The organism is Kitasatospora sp. NPDC059827 (genome assembly GCF_042731675.1).
Taxonomy (GTDB): domain Bacteria; phylum Actinomycetota; class Actinomycetes; order Streptomycetales; family Streptomycetaceae; genus Kitasatospora.
Genome location: NZ_JBHWIV010000012.1, coordinates 141174 through 161089 on the forward strand (window position 1 = coordinate 141174; position 19916 = coordinate 161089).

Annotated in this window: 14 protein-coding genes and 1 tRNA gene; 6 read left to right on the forward strand and 9 right to left on the reverse strand. The window is 73.1% G+C overall.

The genetic code is table 11. The features are described 5' to 3' along the window. Nucleotides 1-31: 31 nt before the first annotated feature. Together ACFV8H_RS10895 and ACFV8H_RS10900 are read right to left on the reverse strand one after the other, a co-directional pair. On the reverse strand, nt 32-1963 hold the full coding sequence (locus tag ACFV8H_RS10895; RefSeq protein ID WP_380398403.1) for a galactose oxidase-like domain-containing protein: 1932 nt from the start codon (nt 1961-1963) through the stop codon (nt 32-34). A gap of 45 nt (nt 1964-2008) precedes the next feature. Then, on the reverse strand, nt 2009-4258 hold the full coding sequence (locus ACFV8H_RS10900) for a glycosyltransferase family 2 protein (RefSeq protein WP_380398405.1): 2250 nt from the start codon (nt 4256-4258) through the stop codon (nt 2009-2011). A 611-nt stretch (nt 4259-4869) separates the two neighbouring features. On the opposite strand from ACFV8H_RS10900, the gene ACFV8H_RS10905 reads away from it, so the two are divergent. After that, nucleotides 4870-5775 (forward strand): alpha/beta fold hydrolase, encoded by a 906-nt coding sequence (locus tag ACFV8H_RS10905; protein WP_380398407.1) that lies wholly within the window; start codon nt 4870-4872, stop codon nt 5773-5775. A gap of 25 nt (nt 5776-5800) precedes the next feature. Here the strand turns inward: ACFV8H_RS10905 and ACFV8H_RS10910 are convergent, their stop codons facing one another. Both ACFV8H_RS10910 and ACFV8H_RS10915 read right to left on the reverse strand, forming a co-directional pair. Continuing rightward, nucleotides 5801-7081, reverse strand: coding sequence for a hypothetical protein (locus ACFV8H_RS10910; protein WP_380398409.1), 1281 nt, complete (start codon nt 7079-7081; stop codon nt 5801-5803). Nucleotides 7082-7468: 387 nt separating this feature from the next. Continuing rightward, nucleotides 7469-8056, reverse strand: a complete 588-nt coding sequence (locus tag ACFV8H_RS10915; RefSeq protein ID WP_375883467.1) for a DedA family protein — start codon at nt 8054-8056, stop codon at nt 7469-7471. 371 nt (nt 8057-8427) lie between these two features. On the opposite strand from ACFV8H_RS10915, the gene ACFV8H_RS10920 reads away from it, so the two are divergent. Further along, a complete protein-coding gene (locus ACFV8H_RS10920; RefSeq protein ID WP_380398411.1) occupies nt 8428-9519 on the forward strand; it encodes an LLM class flavin-dependent oxidoreductase in 1092 nt (363 codons plus the stop codon). On the opposite strand, the gene ACFV8H_RS10925 is transcribed toward ACFV8H_RS10920, so the two are convergent. Further along, a complete protein-coding gene (locus tag ACFV8H_RS10925; RefSeq protein ID WP_380398429.1) occupies nt 9495-11489 on the reverse strand; it encodes a putative bifunctional diguanylate cyclase/phosphodiesterase in 1995 nt (664 codons plus the stop codon). The genes ACFV8H_RS10920 and ACFV8H_RS10925 overlap by 25 nt on opposite strands. A 554-nt stretch (nt 11490-12043) precedes the next feature. Next, nucleotides 12044-12469 carry an OsmC family protein gene (locus tag ACFV8H_RS10930; protein WP_350504848.1) on the reverse strand — a complete coding sequence of 142 codons (426 nt, stop codon included), beginning with the start codon at nt 12467-12469 and terminating at the stop codon, nt 12044-12046. Nucleotides 12470-12707: 238 nt separating this feature from the next. On the opposite strand from ACFV8H_RS10930, the gene ACFV8H_RS10935 reads away from it, so the two are divergent. Next, on the forward strand, nt 12708-13043 hold the full coding sequence (locus ACFV8H_RS10935; RefSeq protein WP_375883284.1) for a chorismate mutase: 336 nt from the start codon (nt 12708-12710) through the stop codon (nt 13041-13043). A gap of 203 nt (nt 13044-13246) precedes the next feature. Then, nucleotides 13247-14086: a signal peptidase I gene (gene lepB, locus ACFV8H_RS10940; RefSeq protein WP_380398413.1), complete on the forward strand. Its 840-nt coding sequence runs from the start codon at nt 13247-13249 to the stop codon at nt 14084-14086. Here lepB and ACFV8H_RS10945 read toward each other — a convergent pair. The 3 genes from ACFV8H_RS10945 to ACFV8H_RS10955 all read right to left on the reverse strand — a co-directional run bounded on the left by ACFV8H_RS10945 (nt 14049) and on the right by ACFV8H_RS10955 (nt 17922). Beyond that, nucleotides 14049-15062, reverse strand: a complete 1014-nt coding sequence (locus tag ACFV8H_RS10945; RefSeq protein WP_380398415.1) for a DMT family transporter — start codon at nt 15060-15062, stop codon at nt 14049-14051. The genes lepB and ACFV8H_RS10945 overlap by 38 nt on opposite strands. A gap of 169 nt (nt 15063-15231) precedes the next feature. After that, the gene (locus ACFV8H_RS10950) at nt 15232-17625 is read right to left on the reverse strand and encodes a transglycosylase domain-containing protein (RefSeq protein ID WP_380398417.1); all 2394 of its coding nucleotides are present in this window, start codon (nt 17623-17625) and stop codon (nt 15232-15234) included. 223 nt (nt 17626-17848) lie between these two features. Beyond that, nucleotides 17849-17922: transfer RNA gene (locus ACFV8H_RS10955), tRNA-Lys, on the reverse strand. Nucleotides 17923-18151: 229 nt separating this feature from the next. Here ACFV8H_RS10955 and ACFV8H_RS10960 point away from each other — a divergent pair. Both ACFV8H_RS10960 and ACFV8H_RS10965 read left to right on the forward strand, forming a co-directional pair. After that, a complete protein-coding gene (locus ACFV8H_RS10960; protein WP_380398431.1) occupies nt 18152-18934 on the forward strand; it encodes a DUF998 domain-containing protein in 783 nt (260 codons plus the stop codon). Next, nucleotides 18931-19806, forward strand: a complete 876-nt coding sequence (locus ACFV8H_RS10965; protein WP_380398419.1) for an alpha/beta fold hydrolase — start codon at nt 18931-18933, stop codon at nt 19804-19806. The genes ACFV8H_RS10960 and ACFV8H_RS10965 overlap by 4 nt, the downstream gene beginning before the upstream one ends. Nucleotides 19807-19916 lie beyond the last annotated feature (110 nt).

The window sequence follows — 19916 nt, forward strand, 5'->3', positions numbered from 1 at the left end:
GTCTGGCGAGGCCCGGCCCGGGGGCGTCCGCTCAGCCGCTGACCTGGACCCAGCGGGCGACCGACGGAGTGCCGGCCGCGTCCGTCAGGAACAGCATGTACCAGCCGGGCGGCAGCAGGTTCGGGTTGCCCGGGAGGGTGAGCGAGAGCCCGTCGGCGGTGCGCCCGGTGATGTCCAGGGCGACCGAGCGCTGCTCGACGTCGGTCACGTGGGTCACCGAACTGGGCCGGATCAGCTTGGCGGTGGTCACCGCGTCCGGCCGGGCGGTGCCGATCCGGACGGTGCCGCCGAGCTTCGCCGCCGCGGGCGCGGCCGTCACCTCGGGGCGGTCGCCGTGGTACAGGTACGGCGGGGTGTAGATCTCGATGCGCTGCTCGAAGCCGCCGGGCTGGGTCTCGGCCTTGTCGGCGAACAGCGGGTTGGAGCCCAGGACGGCGACCCGGCCGTCCGGCAGCAGCAGCGCCTCGGAGTGGTAGTCGCGGCCGACGGTGGGCTCGGCGGCGGTGCTGAACGTCCGGGAATCCGGGTGGTACACCTGGGCCTTGAGCAGGTCGCTGTCGCCCCGGCCGCGGTAGCCGCTGGAGCCGCCGGTGGTGAACACGGTGTCGTCCGGGAGCACCACGCTGTTGAGGTAGCGGGTCCCGCCGGCCGGCAGGTCGGGGCCCGGGACGAAGGCGGGCTCGGGCGCGGACAGGTCGACGATGTCCGTGCGGGCCGTGGACAGCGGGGACTCGCCCACCCCGCCGCCGCCCAGCACCATGACCTTCTGGGCCTGTGCGGGCGGCAGCAGCACCGAGGCGGAGGTCTCGGTCAGGTTCGGGTCGCGCAGCCCGGGGACGGGCCGGAAGCCGTTGGTCGACAGGTCCCAGAGGCCCGGCTCGCGGCCCTTGTCGGCGGGGCCGTAGCCCGCGTTGGAACCGGAGTAGAAGAGCTTGCCGCTCGCCGTCAGGAAGATCGACGGGTAGGTCGGGAAGTAGCGGTCGGGGGCCTTCGCCCAGGTCCTGGACTTCGGGTCGTAGACCTCGTTGTCGTTGCCGTTGAGGATCAGCCCGGTGTCGTCCAGGCCGGAGACGGTGACCACCCGGCCGTCGCCCAGCCCGGTGAGGGTCGGGTACCAGCGGGCGTGCGCCATGTCGGTGACCTGCTCGTAGAGCTCGGTGTCCGGGTTGAACTCGAAGGCGGAGCGGATGCCCTGGTAGTCCTGCTTGTCCAGGGTCAGCTTCTCGCTCTGCCCGTACAGGTTGTGGGCGTCGACGCCGGTCAGCCCCTTGATCCGGTACTGGGCGGGGGAGTCGCTCACGTAGTCCCGGCCCTCGCCGACCGCCTCGACGAACACGTGCTGCTCGCCGGCCGTGACGACGGTCTGCTTCCCGGCGCCGGTCTTGGTCGCGGCGGGGACGGTCACCTGGACGGTGCTGGCGTACTCCCGGCCGTTCGGGGCGACGAACACGGTGCCCTTGGGGAAGGTGCGGTCGCGCTCCGGGCTCTCGTTGCGCACCCGCATCACGCCGGCCGCCTTCTTCACCGCGCCGTCCAGCTTCTCGTACCGCTGGGTGCCGCCGGCCACCAGCACCCGGCCGTCCGGGAGGGAGGCGTGGCCGCCGCAGAACATGTCGGCGGGGGTGGGTATCAGCTTGTAGCTGTTCTTCGCCGGATCCCAGAGCAGGCTCTTGAAGGTGCCCGCGTTGAACTGCTTCTCGTCGTTGCCGGAACCGGCCACGATCAGCACCTTGCCGGTGCGCAGCAGGGTGGCGTGGACGGCGTTGACCCGGAACGCGGCGGGCAGCGACAGGGTCTGCCAGTGGCCGTACTGCGCCTTGTACTCGGGGCGGTTGATCACGTACTGGTGGTACTGGTCGCCGGCGAAGCCGAGGACGGCCGGGGCGTTCATCCCGGCGACGGTCAGCGCGACGGTGCTGCCGAGGGCGAAGCGCTTGGTGCGGCCGGTCTTGTGGATCTTCACGGTGGTGGTCCCCTCGGGAGGCGGGCGGGACTGGGGCGGGGCGGCTCAGCGGGTGGGTGTGCTGCTCTCGGCGCTCTCGACGCTCTCGACGTGGTCGGCCCTCTCGACGTGGTCGACGCTCTCGACGTGGTCGGGCGCCGGGTCGTCGGGCCGGACGAGGCGGAGCGTGACCGTCGGGGCATCGGGCGCGGGCGGGCGGAGGGTGAGGGTCGGGCTGTCGAGCGCGTCGGGCCGGGGTGGAGCCGGTGTCGCTGCCCCTGCTGCCCCTGCCGCTGCCGCTGCCGCTGCCGGTCCGGTGCGGCCGAGGGCGTGGCGCGGGCGGCGCTTCTCCAGCAGGACCTTGGGGGTCGCCGTCGGGTCGCCGGTCACGGTCAGGGTGGCAGTGGGCCGGGTGCGCAGCCGGCGGACGGCGTCGCCCGCCGAGATCAGCAGCGGCAGCACGGTCAGGCCCAGGGCGATGCAGGCCCAGGTGCGCATCGCCACGTGGTCGTAGCCGGTGTGGAAGGACGCGGCGACGGCGCCGCCGAACACCACCGCCCAGAACAGGTGATAGCGGAAGGTGCCGAGCCGGTCGGCGCTGGCCTCCCGGCCCTTGGGCGTCACCACGAAGCCGCCGCGGCGGCGCACCAGCGTCTGGAGCAGCGAGGCCGCGTACACCGGGCCGCAGAGCGCCGACATCACCATGCCGGCGACCCCGGAGGAGCCGGCCGGCTCGTGCGGGCTCACGTTGTGCTTGCGGTTCCAGGTGTAGAGCAGGAGTTGGAGCGCGGCGGCGTCGCTGTAGAGCATCATCCAGAGCTCCGAGGAGACGTGCACGCCGGAGGCGCCGAAGCCCAGGTAGAGCACGCTGGACACCCCGCCGAGCAGCCAGGTGAGCGCCGCCATCGGGTAGAAGCCCACCATCAGCGTGTAGTTGAGCAGCCGGCCGGGCGACAGCCGCCAGAGCACCCGCCAGTACTGGGTGAGCAGGGTCTCGTAGGTGCCGCGGCTCCAGCGCAGTTGCTGGGAGAAGAAGTCGGTCCAGGAGGACGGGCCCTCGCCGACGGCGAGGACGTCCGGGGTGTACACGGACTTCCAGTTCTCCCCGGTCTCCGGGTTCCGGTTGCGGTGGAACTCCAGACCGGTCGCCATGTCCTCCGTGACGGAGTCGTACAACCCGCCGATCGACCGGAGCGCGTGGATTCGGACGGCGTTGTTGGTGCCGACGAACATCGGTGCGCCGTAACGGTTTCCGGCGCGCTGGATGAGTGCGTGGAAGAGGTACTGCTGGCTCTCGGAGAATTTGGTGACGGCCGAACCCGAGCTGCGGTAGTTCCCGTACACCTGAGGTCCGACCACGAATGCCACGTCCGGATCACGGAAGTAGCCGAGCATGCGCTCGCAGAAGTCGGGCAGCGGCACGTGGTCGGTGTCGACGGACACCCAGAAGTCGTAGTCGTCGCCGTGGGCCTGGAGCCAGGCGTTGTAGTTGCCGTGCTTCGACCGGGCGCGGAACCGCCCCTTCGGCCGGTTCCAGTGCGGCCGGCCGGAACGGGTGAAGTGGCGCACGCCCAGCTCGGTGCAGAGGGCGCGCATGGCAGGATCGTTTCCCTCGTCCAACAGCCAGACGTCGTAAGGTCCTTCGTGCCGGACGCCGCGCGCCGCCACCAGCGTGGCCCGCACCATCTCCGGCGGCTCCTTGCCCGGCACGCAGGTGGTGAGGAACGCGACCCGGGTGCCGGACTCCGGCGTCACCGGTATCGGGTCCCGGGCCACCAGGGTGGCGTGGGTGTTGGACACCACGTTGACCAGCCGGAACAGCTCGACCACCGCGATGATGCCGATCATCACCTTGTCCCCGAGCAGCACCAGGACATTGGTCTCGTCGGGCCGTTCCGGCCAGTGCTCCGGCAGCAGCAGCCAGACCAGCAGGACCACCTCCACCAGCGGGGCCGCCACCAGCAGCAGGGCGGCCCGTAACCGGTGCGGATCGTGCCGCAGCAGACTCCGGTACTGGACCCGGTACGGGGTGCTCGGCTGCGCGCCCTCGTCCGCACCCGGCTGCGCGGCTGCGGACGCCCGCGCACCGGCCGGCTCCGGCCGGTACACGCCGCCACCGAGCTCCCGGTCCTCGTCCGGATCGACGGCCGGGCCCGCCAGACGGCTGAAATGGCCGTAGTCGTACGGCGCTTCGGGCACCGGCTCGGTGCGCAGCGCGGCCTCGTCGAGCTGCCCCGCGCCCCGGCGGCGGCTTCGGCCCGATCGGTCCTCGCGGGCCGTTCCGGCGCCCCTCCGTCGCGTGGACGGGTCGGTCATGACGTGCTCCCCCCGGAGTTCTGCGGCTTGCTGTGCTCGGCGGCGCTCGCCTCGCCCCGGAGCCGCCCGGGCAGAACGCGATACCGGGAATCCCGTACCGGGAACCCGATACGTGGAGTGTGTGCGACCGGATCGGTTGCGGGCCGGCACGACGGCTTCGAATGCGGGATCCCGGCGCACCGTCCAGCTTCCCCACCGGGCGTGATGGGATCCGTGGCTTGCTCAACTCTCCTGGAGCGTAACGCCGATCGCAACAGTTCCACACGACGATCGCCGCTCAGGCGTCAAGATGCCACGATTCCCGGCCACGGTGGCTCGCGATGGTGCTAATGCGGGGGAATTCGGCACGACGGTGAGTGGACGGTGCCACAGCGGGTATGCGAACGGCCGGACCATCGAGGGGAGTTGTCGCCCCAGGTGCGGTCCGCCCGGGTGCGGAGACCGGGCTGGGCCACCCGGGGGACGGCGGCGGGCCCGCGGTGTGTCGACCGGAGCCACAGCAGGGTGCGTCGCTGCGTCGCCCGGCCACATGTCGCCGGTCCCACCGCACACCTACGGTTCCGACATCCACCCAGCGGGCGCCCGGCCCGCCCCACCGGAGGTACTCCCGCGTGAGCCAGTTCCCCTTGAAACCCGAGGAGTCGACCGTCCCCGTCCCCGGCGGGGACCTCGCCGTCCTGCGGTGGCCCGCCGACCGGCCGGGGGCCCCGACGGTCGTGGCGGTGCACGGGATCACCGCCAACGGCCTCGCCTGGTACGAGGTCGCCCGCCGGCTCGCCGGGCGGGTCACCCTGCTCGCGCCCGACCTGCGGGGGCGCGGCGCCAGCCGGTCGGTCGCCGGACCGTACGGACTGGCCCGGCACGCCGACGACGTGGCCGCGCTGATTACCGGCCTCGGTGCCGGACCCGTCACGGTGGTCGGCCACTCGATGGGCGCCTGGGTCACCGCCCTGGCCGCCGTCCGGCACCCCGGACTCGTCCGCCGGGTCCTGCTGGTGGACGGTGCGCTGAGCTTCCCGCTCCCCGAGGGCGTCCGCGAGGAGGACGCCCTGGCCGGGGTGCTCGGCCCCGCGTTGGCCCGGCTGTCGATGACCTTCCCGGACCGCGCCGCCTACCGGGAGTTCTGGCAGCGCCACCCGGCCTTCGGCGGCGGCTGGTCCGACGGCGTCGACGCCTACACCCAGCGCGACCTGGTCGGCGCCGAGCCCGAACTGCGCTCCTCCTGCGTCCTGGAGGCCGTACAGACCGACGGCGCCCAGGTCCTGCTGGACGGTGAGGCGGCCGGGGCCGTGCACCGGCTGTCCTGCCCGGCCGAACTGCTCTGGGCGGAACGCGGCCTGCTCGACGAGCCGCAGGGCCTCTACGACCGGCAGCGGATCGGACTGTCCGGGCTGGACCGGGAGCGGGTGCCGGCCTCGCCCGTGCCGGACACCAACCACTACTCGATCCTCTGGGGCGAGGCCGGGGCCGAGCTCATCGCCCGCAAGCTGCTCGCGGACGTCCCCGCGGCCGGCTAGGTCCGTCCCGTCCCGGCCCGGCCCGTCAGCCCGCCGCGCCGAGGAAGCTCTCCCAGCCGCCGGACGGCGCCTGGCCGACGTTGAGGGTGCGCAGCTTGCGCAGGGTCGACTGGTCCTGCACCTCCAGCCATTCGACCAGCTGCTTGAAGGAGACCAGGCGGACGTCGGGCTTGCCCGCGATCGACTTGAGGGCCTCCTCGACGGCGTCCATGTAGATGCCGCCGTTCCACTGCTCGAAGTGGTTGCCGACGAAGAACGGCGCGCGGTTGCTGTTGTAGGCGCGGTCGAACCCGGCCAGGTAGGAGTTGGTCGCCTGGGTGCGCCAGTCGTTGTACTTGGACGGGTCGCCCTTGGTGCTGCCGCTGGACTGGTTGGCCAGGATGTTGTAGTCCATCGACAGGACCTGGAAGGTGTGTCCGGGGAAGGGTATGGACTGGAGCGGGAAGTCCCAGATCTTGCCGTCCTGCACCTTCTGCGGCCATATCTGGAGCCCGCCGGAGGAGCTCGCGTCGTACTTCCAGCCCAGCTTCGCGATGGTCGGCAGCAGCGCCTTCTGGCCCTCCAGGCACGGGGTGCGGCCGCCGATGAGCTCCTTCTTGTAGTCGAAGGGCAGCGGGTCGACGTCGGTGAAGCCGGTGTTGGTCCGCCACTGGGTGACGAAGGAGACCGCCTGGTCGATCTCGCTCTGCCAGTCGTCCGGGGTCCACATGTTGACCCCGTTCTTGTCCGGGCGGCTGGAGCAGAAGTGCCCGTTGAAGTGGGTGCCTATCTCGTGCCCGGCGAGCCAGGCCTGGCTGATCAGCTTGAGGGTGCTCTTGACCGCGCCGTCCGACAGGTACGGGATGTCGGAGGCGCCGACCGCGTGCTTCGGCGGGTGGTACAGCTGCGACTTGCCCTTGGGCAGGGCGTAGATGCCGGAGAGGAAGAAGGTCATGGTGGCCTTGTACTGCTCCGCCAGCTTGAGGAAGCGGGGGAACTGGCCGTCGTCGGTGCCGCCCGCGCCGTCCCAGGAGAAGACCACGAACTGCGGCGGGTGCTCGCCCGGCTTGAGCTTCTCGGGCTTGGGCTGGTTCGGCTGCGGCCCGGTGTCCGCGTTGGACCCGTCGCCGATCGGGGCGCCCTTGGGCACCACCGCCTGGGTCGGGTCGGTGGTGCCGCTCTGGCCGGCGTTGGCGTTGCCGCCGGAGGAAGGTGAGCTGGAGTTCTGCCCCGAACCGGATCCGCCGCTGGAACAGGCCGAGACCGCGCCGAGGGCCGCGGTCGCGGCGGTCGCACTGAGCACCGTCCTGCGCGAGATGCTGGTCATGGTCTCCCCTGGGTGCCGATCGGCCGGTGGTGAGGGCGGTCCGGGCCGCACCGGTCAAATCGGGCAATTGATGAATATTCCGCCGTTAGCATGTCATGTCGCCGCAGCGGCTTCCAAGGTCGCCGGGCTCCGACGACAGTGAACACGCCGGGGGCGCCCGGCCGGGCTGCAGGAATTCGTCGTCTGTTGCGGTCCTGTGACGCTTCGCATCGCGTGCCGTCAGGGGAGTACGGTACCGCCGCTCGGCCGACACCGGTCAGAGTTCGTCAGCGCTCGTTGGGGGGCTTCGCCCGGAAGGGACAATTGTGCTCCTGGCAGTCCCCGTGGCCCGGCCTGGCCCGGCGCATCCGTACCTCGTCGGACGCCACCGGTCGTTCCGGGGACGGCTCAGAGCACGGCCAGCCGCCGGTGGCGGCGCACTACCCGCGCGATCGCGGTGCTCACGGCGGTGGCCGCCGCGCAGGAGACCGCCAGGCTCAGCCAGGCGGTGTTGAACCAGTGGCTGTTCAGCCAGCCCAGCGTCACGATGTACGCGGCCCAGACCAGCGCCGCCAGTGCCGACCAGTGCAGGAAGCGGTGCGGATGGGCGGGGGAGTGGCCGATGGCCAGGTCCAGGACGGTCCGCCCGGCCGGCACGAACCGTGCGACCACCACCATCGCGGCCGCCCCGGCGTGCGGACGTTCGAGCAGCGACTGTTGGACCCTGGTCACGCTGGCCGCCAGTTTCGGGCGCCGGGCGAGCCGGCGCTGCAGCAGCGGGGCCCCGCGCCGGGCCAGGTGGAGCAGGAGGACGTCCCCCAGGAAGGAGGCCACCGCCACGCCCAGGCCGAGCAGCACCGGGGCGCCGTTGATCTGAGCCGTCTTGAGCACGGCCAGGATGACCAGCGTGCCGCTCGGGATGAAGGGGAGCAGCGCGTCGCCGAGTACGGCGAAGAGCGCAAGGGCGCAGATCCACGAGGATCCGATCGCCGCCACGAAGTTCAAGGCCTTACTCCCTCCACGCCGCCCTGGTGGAGCAGGTGGCTCTGGGGCCAACGCTAGCGCCTCGACTTTTCATGCCATGAAGCACCCCGGTGCGCCGGAGGTCACAGTGGACGGCCACGGCCTGCGGATCCGGCCCCGGAGAACGGCCCCCGACGTGCTCGAATCTCATTCGAATCTCATCCGGGCCGTCCCTGAACCGCCCTCGGACCACGCCGACGTCCGACGGTCGGTACGGGAACAGCGAGCCCCCGGCCGTGGTTGACGCCGGTCGGCAGCGACCGCCGGGCCGTCCCGGACCCGCGATCGCCGATGACGCCCGGCTCGGAACAGAGCCGGACCACGACAGCCAGGAGGCGGACGGCATGACCACCGAGGACCAGCAGGAGCACGGAACCGGGCCCGCGGCCGGCGAGGCGATCCGGGGCACCGCCCGCGGCACGGCTCCCGCTCCGCTCTCGATCCTCGACCTGGCCACCGTCGGCGTCGGTTACACACCCAGCGAGGCCCTGGCCGCCACCACCGAACTGGCCCGCCGCGCCGAGCAGTGGGGCTACCACCGCTTCTGGGTCGCCGAGCACCACGGCATGCCCGGAGTGGCCAGCTCCACCCCGGCCGTTCTGCTCGCTCACCTCGGGGCCAACACCACCACGCTGCGCCTCGGTTCCGGCGGTGTCATGCTGCCCAACCACGCCCCGCTGGCCATCGCCGAACAGTTCGGCCTGCTGGAGGCCCTGCACCCCGGCCGGATCGACCTCGGACTCGGCCGCGCCCCCGGCACCGACCAGGCCACCGCCCGGGCGCTGCGCCGCGGCGTCTCCGAGGGCGCGGACGACTTCCCGCTCCAGCTCTCCGAGCTGACCCACTTCCTCGACGGGGACTTCCCCTCCGGCCACCCCTACGAGCGGCTGACCGCCGTGCCCAAGGGCGAGGGCCGCCCGCCGGTGTGGCTGCTCGGCTCCTCCGGTTTCAGCGCCCAGCTGGCGGGCCGCCTCGGCCTCCCCTTCGCCTTCGCCCACCACTTCAGCAGCGCCAACACCGTTCCGGCCCTGGACCTGTACCGGACGTCCTTCCGCCCGTCCGCCGTCCTCGACGAGCCGTACGCGCTGATCGGCGTGAGCGCGGTCGCCGCCGAGGACGAGAGCGCCGCCCGCCGCCTCGCCCGTTCCGCGGCGCTCGGCATGCTCCGGCTGCGGCGCGGCAACCCCGGCCCGATCCCCACCCCGGAGGAGGCCGAGGAGTACCCGTACAGCCCGGTCGAGGCGGACTTCGTCGACAACTGGCTGGACAACGTGGTGCTGGGCGACCCGGGCCAGGTCGCGGACGGCCTGGAGGCCCTGCGCAAGCGGACCGGCGTGGACGAGCTGATGGTCACCTCGCACATCCACGGCCACGAGACCCGGCTCCGCTCCTACGGGCTGATCGCCGAGGCCTACGGCCTGACGGGACCGGCCTGACGGCGGCCCTCGCGGAGTATCGCCGCGACGAGTTCGGCCTCGCCCGGCCGGGCGAAGTACCAGCCCTGGGCGGTGTCGCAGCCGGTGAGCCGGAGCCGCTCGGCCTGGGCGGCGCTCTCGATGCCCTCGGCGGTGACGGTCAGTCCCAGGGTGTGGGCCAGCTGCACCATGGCGCCGACGATCTGCTCGTCCGCGTCGCTGCGCCGGGACCGGAGCTCCGGGACGGCCGACCGGTCGGCCGCCGTCGCCGTGCCCGCCGCTGCGCCCGCCGTCGTCGCCGTGGCGCTCAGTACCGCGGCCGGGGCCGGGTCCCGGAAGCCCTCGATGAACGTGCCGTCGAGTTTCAGGACGTGCACCGGCAGCCGGGACAGGTAGGCCAGGTTGGAGTAGCCGGTGCCGAAGTCGTCGATCGCGATCCGCACGCCCATGTCGGCGAGCGCCTGCAGGGCCTGCAGCGGGCGGCCGCCGGGGCCGAGCAGGGCGCTCTCGGTGATCTCCAGTTGCAGCAGCCGGGCGGGCAGGCCGGTGCTCTCGAGGGCGCGGGCGACGTCGGCGACGACGTCGGAGTCCCAGATCTGGCGGGCCGCCAGGTTGACGCTCACGAAGGTCTCGGTGTCCGGGAACTCGGTGAGCCACTGCCGGGCCTGGCGGCAGGACTCCTCCAGCACCCACTTGCCGAGCGGCACGATGGCGCCGGACTCCTCGGCGAGCGGGATGAAGCGGTCGGGGGAGAGGGTCCCGTAGCGGGGGTGGCGCCAGCGGACGAGCGCCTCGGCGCCCCGCACCGTGCCGTCGGCCAGACCGACCAGTGGCTGGTACTCGATGGTGAACTCGCCACGCTCCAGGGCCGGCCGCAGCGCGGTGGCGAGGAGCTGGCGGGTCAGCTGGTGGGCTCCGCGGTCCGGGTCGTAGAGGGTCCAGCGGGCGCGGCCGTCGGCCTTGGACCAGTAGAGGGTGGCGTCGGCGTCCTTGACCAGGTCGGTCGGGGTGGTCTCGTGCACCGACCGTTCGACGACGCCGACGCTGGCGGTGACCACCAGCCGGTGCCCGGAGACGTCGAAGGGACGTTCCAGCAGCTCCAGGATCCGCCCGGCCAGGGCGGTCAGCTGCTCGCTGCCGTCGCTGTCGGGGACCAGGACGGCGAACTCGTCGCCGCCCATCCGGGCCACCAGGTGGGCGTCCTGCCCGGCGGTGCCGGCAGCCTCGGCGGCATGGGCGGCGTGGGCGGTGTCGGTGAGTCCGCGCTGGAGCCGGGCGGCGACGGCGATCAGCAGCTGGTCGCCGATGTGGTGGCCGAGGGTCTCGTTGATCGCCGCGAAGCCGTCGAGGTCCAGGTAGCAGACGCCCACCCGGCGCGCTTCCAGCGCGGTTCCCGCGGCTCGGCCGGACCTCTCGGCGGCCGGCCCGCAGGCGGCGTCGAGCCGCTCGAAGAAGGAGGTCCGGTTGGGCAGCCGGGTCAGTGGATCGTGCAGGGCCTGGTACTCCAGGCGGTCCCCGAGCCGGCGCTGCTCGGTGAGGTCCTCGACCAGCGCCAGGGTGTAGAGCGGCTGCCCGGCGGGGTCCCGGATCAGCGAGACCGTCACCTTGCTCCAGACCGTGTGGCCCTCGCGGTGCCGGAGCTGCTTCTCCACGCGGAACCGTTCCCGCTCGCCGTGGACGAGCCCGTCGAAGAGCCGGTGCGGCAGGCCTTCCGGGTCGATGATCTCGTGCAGGTGGATGCGGGCCAGCTCGCCGACGCCACGGCCGATCAGGGCGGCGAAGGCGGGGTTGACCTCGATGATCCGGTCCTCGGGGTCGATCAGGGCCATGCCGATGACGGCATCGCAGAAGGCGGCCCGGAAGCGGGACTCGCTGGCCCGGAGGGCCGCCAGCAGTCGGTCGGTGCCGCCGTCCGTCCGGTCGGTGCCGGCCGGTCCGCCCGGGTGCGCACCGTCGGCCAGCGGGGCCGAGCAGGTGGGGCAGAGCCGCACCTCCGGGTAGGCGCCGACCGGTGCGGCGAGGCCCACCGGTTCGAGGCTGACCGGTTCGAGGCTGACCGGTGGGAGGACCGGCGCGGTGAGGAGGCGGTGGTGGGACGAGCGGTGGTGTGACGATTCCTCGTGTCGCACGCCTGGGTGGTGTGCGTCGGCCCCCTCGTTCTGGCCCGGCACGGCATGCTCCCGTCCGCTGCTGACGCTTGACGATGGTCTGCCTGGCCGGTCGGGATCCCGGCGGCCGGCTCCGCACTCTGTCGGGGCCTCGGGGCCGGTCCGCTGCGGGGCGTCCGCCGTGGGGCGCTGTCGCGCGGGGACCCGGGTGGAGAACAGGGCGCTGCGGCCGATCATAGGCCGCGACGGCAACGCGCCGTGACCGCCGGCAGGGTGATTTGCCCCGTTTGTGATCATGCGTGGTGGAACGTTCGGACGCCCCCGGTACACCTCACATGAGGTGCACCGGGAGCGCGTGCGCCGCTGGCGCGCCCCCGGACGCCGGTTGCGCGCCGGGGGCGGGGTCGGAGTGCGCCCCGGACGGGCCGGGGCGGCGGTCAGGCCAGCTTGGCGGTGAGGGTGATGGTGGTGCCGGTCAGGGCCTGGCTGACCGGGCAGTTGGCCTTCGCGTCCTCGGCGGCCTTCACGAAGCCGGCCTCGTCCAGTCCGGGCACCGCACCGGTGACGGTCAGGTGGATCCCGGTGATGCCGGTGCCGGGCTGGAAGGTGACGTCGGCCTGGGTGTCCAGCGTGGTGGGCGGGTTGCCGGCCTTGGTGAGGCCGTTGGAGAGGGCCATCGAGAAGCAGGCGGAGTGGGCGGCCGCGATGAGTTCCTCGGGGCTGGTCTTGCCGTTGGGCTCTTCGGCGCGGGCCGGCCAGGAGACGGGGTACTCGCCGATCCCGGAGGAGGCGAAGGTCACCTGCCCCTTGCCGTGCAGGAGGTCGCCCTCCCAGGCCGTGCGGGCGGTGCGGGTGGTTGCCACGATCGGTTCCTCCAGTACTGAGGGACTGCTGAGTCGTCACGTCCGGTCATGCACGCACCAGACTAGGGGAAGCCCCGCTGTGGAGCCGGGTGGCCGCCGGCGCCCCTCCCGGCGTCCGGATGCTGGACGGTTCCCCGGACGGTGCCGGTCCGGTGCGGGAGCCCTGTTAGATTTGCCGGGGTCCGAGCCCGGCCGCCGTACGGTCGGGTGACCACCCCAGACACCGGGAGCCGCCCCGATGACGGACCAGCCCACGACCCCCGCCGCCGGCGCGCCCGAGGGGATCGACGACGCGGTGCGGGCCGAGCTGACCAGCCTGCGCGAGAGCATCGACAACATCGATGCCGCGGTGGTCCACATGCTGGCCGAGCGCTTCAAGGCGACCCAGCGGGTCGGCCGCCTCAAGGCCGAGCACAAGTTGCCGCCGGCCGACCCGGCCCGGGAGCGGGACCAGATCAAGCGGCTGCGGGAGCTGGCCGCCGGGGCCAAGCTCGACCCGGTCTTCGCGGAGAAGTTCCTGAACTTCATCATCGCCGAGGTCATCCGCCACCACGAGGCCATCGCCCGCGCCTGAACCCGGCCGAGCGGTGGCTGCGGACCTCCTCAGGACCTCCTGCGGACCTTCTCCTGACCTCCTCCGGACCTCCTCCGGACCTCCTCCGGACGTGTTCCGAGGTGCCGCCGCGATGTCGGAGGCGGCTAAGTCCCGGATTTCGTGCGGCTCCCCGGTTGGCGTAGCGTGCTGGTTTCCCCAGCCGGAGAGGTGGAGCAGCGACGATGGCGGTGAACCTGCCCGAAACGCCGAGCGGAGCTCCCAGCGGATCCGCCGTACCAGCCGCCCGGGACCTCCAGGACGGGCCGCCCGCTCCGGTCGGGCCGCAGGCGCAGCCCGCTCCGGGCGCGTCCGGTGGGCGTGCCGAGGCCCGCCGCCGGGCCGGGGGTTCGCGCGGCCGCAAGGCCCGCCGGGCGGGGCGCCGTCCCCGGCCGTGGTGGATCGAGATACCGGCGATGGCGGCGGTCGGCCTGCTGGTCGCGCTGCTGATCAAGACCTGTCTGTTCCAGGTCTTCACCATCCCGTCCGGTTCGATGGAGAACACCCTGCGGGTCGGCGACCGGGTCGGTGTGAACAAGCTCGCGCCGCTGACCGGTTGGACGCCGGAACCGGGGCAGCCGGTGGTGTTCAAGGACCCGGGGAACTGGCTGCCGCCGCAGCCGGTCGACACCAACCCGCTGACCAACACCGTGAGCTCGGTGCTGAGCTTCGTCGGGCTGGTGCCGCCGAAGGACGACAACTACCTGGTCAAGCGGGTCATCGCGACCGGCGGCCAGACCGTGCAGTGCACGGGCACCACGCTGACCGTGGACGGCAGGAAGGTCGACGAGCCGTACCTCCACCCCGGCGACGACTCCTGTGCGGGGCTGGACTTCGGCCCGGTGAAGGTGCCCTCGGGCTACATCTGGGTCGAGGGCGACCACCGCAGCGACTCGGCGGACTCGCGCTGGCACCGGCAGGGGCCGGGCGGCGGCGCCGTGCCGGTGGGCAACGTGGTGGGCCCGGTGTCGGCCGTGGTGTGGCCGGTCAGTCACCTCGACTGGTTCGGCTGGACCGGCCGCTGACCCCGGCCGCCGTCGCGACCGGCTCGACCGGCTCGACGGCCTCCGCCACCGCCGGTCGGCTCGTCTGCGCGACGAAGGCGCCCGCCAGGACCAGCAGGCCGCCCGCGACCTGCGGCAGCCCCAGGTGCTCGCCGAGCAGGACCCAGGCCAGCACGGTGGCGACCACCGCCTCCAGGTTGGCCACCACCCCCGCGATCGGCGGCGAGAGGTACCCGACGGAGACCACGCCGGTCAGGTAGGCGAGCACGGTCGCGATCAGGACCATCCAGGCGGCGGGGATCAGGGCGGGCAGGCTGTGCCCGTTCATCACCACGGACCCGCCCAGCAGGCCCCAGTCGGCCTGCCAGGGCCGGGTGAGGACGGTGAGCAGGACGGCGCCGATCAGCAGCCCGTACGCGCTGACGGCCAGCGGGTCGACCGGGCGGTCGCCCCGGCGGCCGGCGTCGGCGAGCAGGAAGTAGCCGACCTGGCAGCAGGCCGCGCCGAGGGCGAACAGCACGCCCAGCGCGTCGAAGCCCAGGCCGTTCCAGACCTCCACCACGCAGGCCAGCCCGGCCACCGCGACGCCGGCACCGACGGCCGCGCCCCGGCTGATCGGCTTGCGCTGCACGAACTTGACGTAGCCGATCAGCAGCGGCGGCCCGAGGTACTCGATGAGCAGGGCGACGCCGACCGGGATGCGGGAGATCGCGGCGAAGTAGCAGGCCTGGACGCCGGCCACGGCGAGCAGGCCGAAGCCGATCAGCAGGCCGGGGCGGCGCAGGACGGCGTCGCGGTGCCGGTAGGCGATCGGGAGGAGGGCGACGGCCGCCCCGGTGACCCGGAGCCACACCACGTGCAGGGGGGAGAGTCCGGCCTCGATCAGTGGCTTGGCCGCGGTGCCGGAGCCGCCGAAGGCGAAGGCGGAGACCAGCGCGAGGCCGAGGCCGAGGGTTCTGCCCGAAGGGAGGGTGGGCGAGGCCGTTGATCTGTGCACTGGCGCATTGTGACAGTCATACCGATGTCGCGGTAAGGCGCCATTTCGGCATTTGGTCCTGGTCTGAACTGTCCGTAGAGGCGCGGTGACGCACCTCGGCCGGACCACCGACCCGAGGTCGGTGGTCCGGCCGAGATGCGCGCGCGGAGTGGGCGGCGTCGGGAGGCGGTCAGCCCCCGGATCCCGTCCCCGTACCGGTGCCCCCGCCCGCCTCGCCGGTGGGCTGGGTGGTGGGCTGACCGGTGGGGTCGGTGGTCGGCTTGGTGGTCGGCGTCGGCTTGGGCGTCGGCCGGCCGGTGGGCCGCGAGGTGGGCTGGGTGGTCGGGGCGGTGGTGGGGGCGGTGGTCGGGCCGGTGCCCGTCCCGCCGGAACCGGAGTCGCCGCCCGAGCCGGTGCCGGTGGAGCCGGTGCCCGAGCTGTCGCCCTGCTGGCCGCCCGCGCCGGTGGTCGGCGTGGCGCTGCCGGTCGAGGGGGTGCTGCTCGGCGTGCTCGGGGACGTCGGCAGGTCGGTGGCGCCGGAGTCGCCGCTGTCCGCCGGGGTCGGGAAGTCGCTGACCGGCTGGCCCTTGAGCGCGGCCTTCATGTAGGCGGTCCAGATCTGTGCCGGGAACTGGCCGCCCGCGGCGCCGTTGATCCCGCCGACGCCGCTCAGGCTGACCTGGGCGCCGGTGCCCGGGTCCTGGCCGAACAGCGCGACCGAGGTGACCAGCTCGGGGGTGTAGCCGACGAACCAGACGGACTTCTGGTCGTCGGTGGTGCCGGTCTTGCCCGCGACCGGGCGGCCCAGTGCCTGGGCCCGGAAGCCGGTGCCGCCCGGGTCGCTCACGACGCCCTGGAGCATCGAGGTGACCTGGTTGGCGGTGTCCGTGCTGATCGCCTGGGTGGTCTTGTGCGCGGGCAGCTGCACGGCCTCGCCGGCGCGGTCCACCGACTGCACCAGCCACGGGGTGATCTGCTTGCCGCCGTTGTCCAGGGTGGCGTACACGCCGGCCATGTCGAGCACGCTCGGGGTGGCCGCACCCAGCGGGATGGACGGCACCGGGTCCAGGCCCGGGGTGCCGGCGGGCAGGCCCAGCGCGATGCCGGTGTCCTTGACCTTCTGCAGCCCGGTGTCCTGCGCGAGCTGGGCGAACACCGAGTTCACCGACTTGTCGATGGCCTGCTGCAGGGTGATCTGGCCGTAGCTGACGTCGCCCTCGTTCGGCGGCGCGTACGGGGTGCCCTTGCCGCCGCGGACCTTGCGGCCGCTGGTGCCGTCGTAGACGGTGCGCGGGGTGACGGTCCGGCCGTCCTGGGTCTTGGCGTTGTTCTCGAAGGCGGCGGCCAGCGCGATCGCCTTGAAGGTCGAACCGGCCTGGTAGTCGCGCCGGGTCGCGTTGTCCACGTAGTGCTTCACGTAGTCGACGCCGCCGTACAGGGCGACCACCGCACCGGTCTTCGGGTCGACGGAGACGGCGCCGGCCTGGGCGGCCGCGTCCTTCTTCCGCTTGTCCGGGTTCAGGGTGTCGTGCAGCTGCGCCTGGACGGAGTCCTGGAGGGCCTGCTGGCGGGTCGGGTCGATGCTCAGCTTGATCGTGTAGCCGCCCTTGGCCAGCTCGGTCTCGCTGATGACGTTGTTCGAGGTCAGGTACTGGGTGGCCGCGTTCACCAGGTAGCCGGACTGGCCGGACAGGCCCGGGTTGGGCTGCGGGTCCTTGACGTCCGGGAAGGTGGCCTTGGCCCGCTCGTCGGCGCCGAGCCAGCCCTCCTTGACCATGCCGTCCATGACGTAGTTCCAGCGGTTGACGGCGTTCTGCTTGCCCGCCGGGGTCGCGGTGGCCACGTCGTAGGCGCTCGGGGCGTTCAGCAGGGTCGCCAGGTAGGCGCCCTGGGCCGGGCTGAGGGCGGAGGCGTCGATGCCGAAGTACGCCTGGGCGGCGGCCTGGATGCCGTAGGCGCCGCGGCCGTAGTACGAGGTGTTCAGGTAGCCGGAGAGGACGTCGTCCTTGCTCTCGGTGGCGTCCACCTTGATGGCGATGAAGAGTTCCTTCACCTTGCGGGTGACGGACTGCTTCTGGTCCAGGTACGTGTTCTTCACGTACTGCTGGGTGATGGTGGAGCCGCCCTGGGTGCCCTCGCCCTTGGCGGTGTTGAGGGCGGCCCGGACCAGGCCCTGCACGTTGACGGCGCCCTCGTTGTAGAAGTTGCGGTCCTCGGCGGCCAGCGCCGCGTGCTGGGCAGCGGGGGAGACCTTGTCCAGGCCGACGTTCTGCCGGTTGGTCTGGCCGGTGCGGGTGATCACCGAGCCGTCGGAGTAGAGCCAGGTGTTGCTCTGCGCGGTCGCCGCGGCGTGCGCGTCGGGCACCTTCACCAGCGCGACCCCCAGGGCGAACAGGCCGACGCCGAGCAGCAGCGCCGAAGCGAGGCCGAGCAGCGTCATCCGCCAGGTGGGTATCAGCCGGCGCCAGCCGGTGCGCTTGGGGCGGCGCGGCTTCTTGCCGCCGGGGGTGGGGGTGGAGCGCTTGAGTCGCTTGACCGGCGGGAGGCCGATCGGCGGCCGGCCGCTCTGGGCGTTTCGGAACAAGGCGCGGCCTTTCCTGCGGGCGGACCGGGCCAGCCTGCACGGACGGGGACATCGGCGGTTAGGGACCTTTGTCCCGATTCCGGTTTACTGCCCTGGACGAGCCGGGCGGGCCCCATGGCTCCACCGGAACGGCAATCGAGACCGACATCACACATAAAACGGACATCGAAGGCCAAAAAATCGGGGAGCCCCTCGCTGCTGCGAGAGGCTCCCCAACTGTCTGTGCGCCGCCAGGGACTCGAACCCCGGACCCGCTGATTAAGAGTCAGCTGCTCTAACCAACTGAGCTAGCGGCGCCTGCTGACCTGGAAAACAATACACGGTTCCCGGGGGTGCCTCGCACCGCGGCGGTTCCGCTGGGCGTCGGGGTGACCGTTTCCTCCCGGTTGGGGCGGAGTTCCTGCCCGGTTAGGGTGGAAACGTGCCCAGCCTCCCGCCCGGACACCCCCGCCCCCGAACCCACCCGCGGCCGCCCTCCCGGCGCCGCCGGCCGTCGGACCGGCGCGCGCGGACCGCGGTCGCCGCCCTGCTGCTGCTCAGCGCGGTGGCGTACACCGCGTGGGTGCTGGAGGTGGTGCTCAGCACCGGGCTCGACCCGGTGCAGGCGTACATCAGCGAACTCGCCGCCGAGGACCAGCCGCTCGGCGGCCTCTTCCGGGCCACCGACCTCGCGGCCGGGCTCAGCGTGCTCGCCGCCGCCCTCACCGCCCTCGCCACGGGGCAGGCCCGGAACGCCGCGGCCCCCGGTCGACGCGCCGCGGACCCCGGCCAGGACCTTTCGGCCCCCGGCCGGGACCGCTGGGCGCTGGTCGGCTGGTCCGCCCTGGCCCTGTTCGGCGCCGCCACCGCCGCCGACTCCCGGCTGCCGCTCAGCTGCGCCCCCACCAGCGACGAGATGTGCGCGGCCCGGGAGACCGCCGGACTGGTCCCCGCCACCCACACCGCCCACGCCGTCACCAGCAGCCTCGCCATGCTGGGCGCGCTCACCGGCCTGGTCGCGCTCACCGTGCTCGCCCGCCGCCGGCACCGCTGGCCGGCGGTGCGCCGGCTCGGGCCCTGGCTGCTCGGCGCCGAACTGCTCGCCACCGGCTGGAGCCTCGGCGCGATCGCCGCCTTCCAGGCCGGTCGCGGCACCTGGGCGCTCGGTGCCGGGCAGCGGTTGCAGGTGCTGCTGGTCGCGCTCTGGCTGGCCGTCCTGGCCGTGGCCGTCGCCCGCTCGTCCGCGCCGCAGGCGCTGCCCGGCCCGGAGGCCCAGGACGCCCAGGACACGCCGGGCACCCCGGAGGCCGCCGACCGGAGGCGGACGTGAGCGCGCCCGCGGTCCGGGCCCGCTTCCTGCGCGTCGACGGCGTCCCGTTGCACGTCCGCACCGAGGGCAGCGGCCCGCTCTGCCTGCTCACCGGCGGCCTCGGCAGCAGCTGGTTCGACTGGGACCTCGTCGTCCCGTTCCTCACCCCGTACCGCACCGTGGTCCGCTTCGACCGGCCCGGTTACGGGCTCAGCGCCGCCGAACCGGCCACCGGGCGGCGGCCCGCCCCGACGGTGGCCGGCGAGGCCGACCGGATCCGCGCGGTGCTGGACGGCCTCGGGCTGGGCGGGCCCTGCACGGTGGTCGGCCACTCGCTCGCGGGCTTCCACGCGGAGGCCTTCGCCCGGCTGCACCCCGAGCGGACCGCCGGGCTGGTCCTGGTCGACGGCAGCGTCGAAGCGGCGGCCCGCCCGTACCCGGCACCGGCCGTACGGGACCTCGCGGCCCGGGCGGTGGCGGGCGCCGCGACCGCCCTCGCCGTCCCGTACCTGCTCGGCCCGACCGCCCGCCGGGTGACCGCCCGGCTGTCCACCGTCCGCCGGGAGGACCTGGCCCCGCCGCCGCTGGTCCGGCACTGCTACCGCACCGGACGGGCGCTGCGCGCGCTGCTCCGGGAGAACGGGCGCTACCTCGACATGGCCGCCGAGCTGGACGCGCTGCGCCGGGCCCGGCCGCTGCCCGAGGACCTGCCGATCACCGTGCTGGCCGCCGACGACGGCTGCCGGACCAGCCGGACCGAGTCCTGGCTGGCCGACCAGCGGGGGCTCGCGACGCTGCTCGGGGCGGACTTCCGGACCACGGCGCCGGCCGGACACCTGGTGATGTTCGACCGTCCGGACGCGGTGGCCTCCGCCGTCCTCGACACCCGCTGACGGCGCCGCAACGCCGGAAACGCGGTATGGCCCTTCGCTCTCGCGACGGGCCTTCCGGCTGTCTGTGCGCCGCCAGGGACTCGAACCCCGGACCCGCTGATTAAGAGTCA

Excerpts from the sequence above, each read along its gene's own strand:
- ACFV8H_RS10900 (WP_380398405.1), bottom strand. The coding sequence starts at position 4,258 with ATGACCGACCCGTCCACGCGACGGAGGGGCGCCGGAACGGCCCGCGAG.
- ACFV8H_RS10910 (WP_380398409.1), bottom strand. The coding sequence starts at position 7,081 with ATGACCAGCATCTCGCGCAGGACGGTGCTCAGTGCGACCGCCGCGACC.
- ACFV8H_RS10920 (WP_380398411.1), top strand. The coding sequence starts at position 8,428 with ATGACCACCGAGGACCAGCAGGAGCACGGAACCGGGCCCGCGGCCGGC.
- ACFV8H_RS10935 (WP_375883284.1), top strand. The coding sequence starts at position 12,708 with ATGACGGACCAGCCCACGACCCCCGCCGCCGGCGCGCCCGAGGGGATC.
- lepB (WP_380398413.1), top strand. The coding sequence starts at position 13,247 with ATGGCGGTGAACCTGCCCGAAACGCCGAGCGGAGCTCCCAGCGGATCC.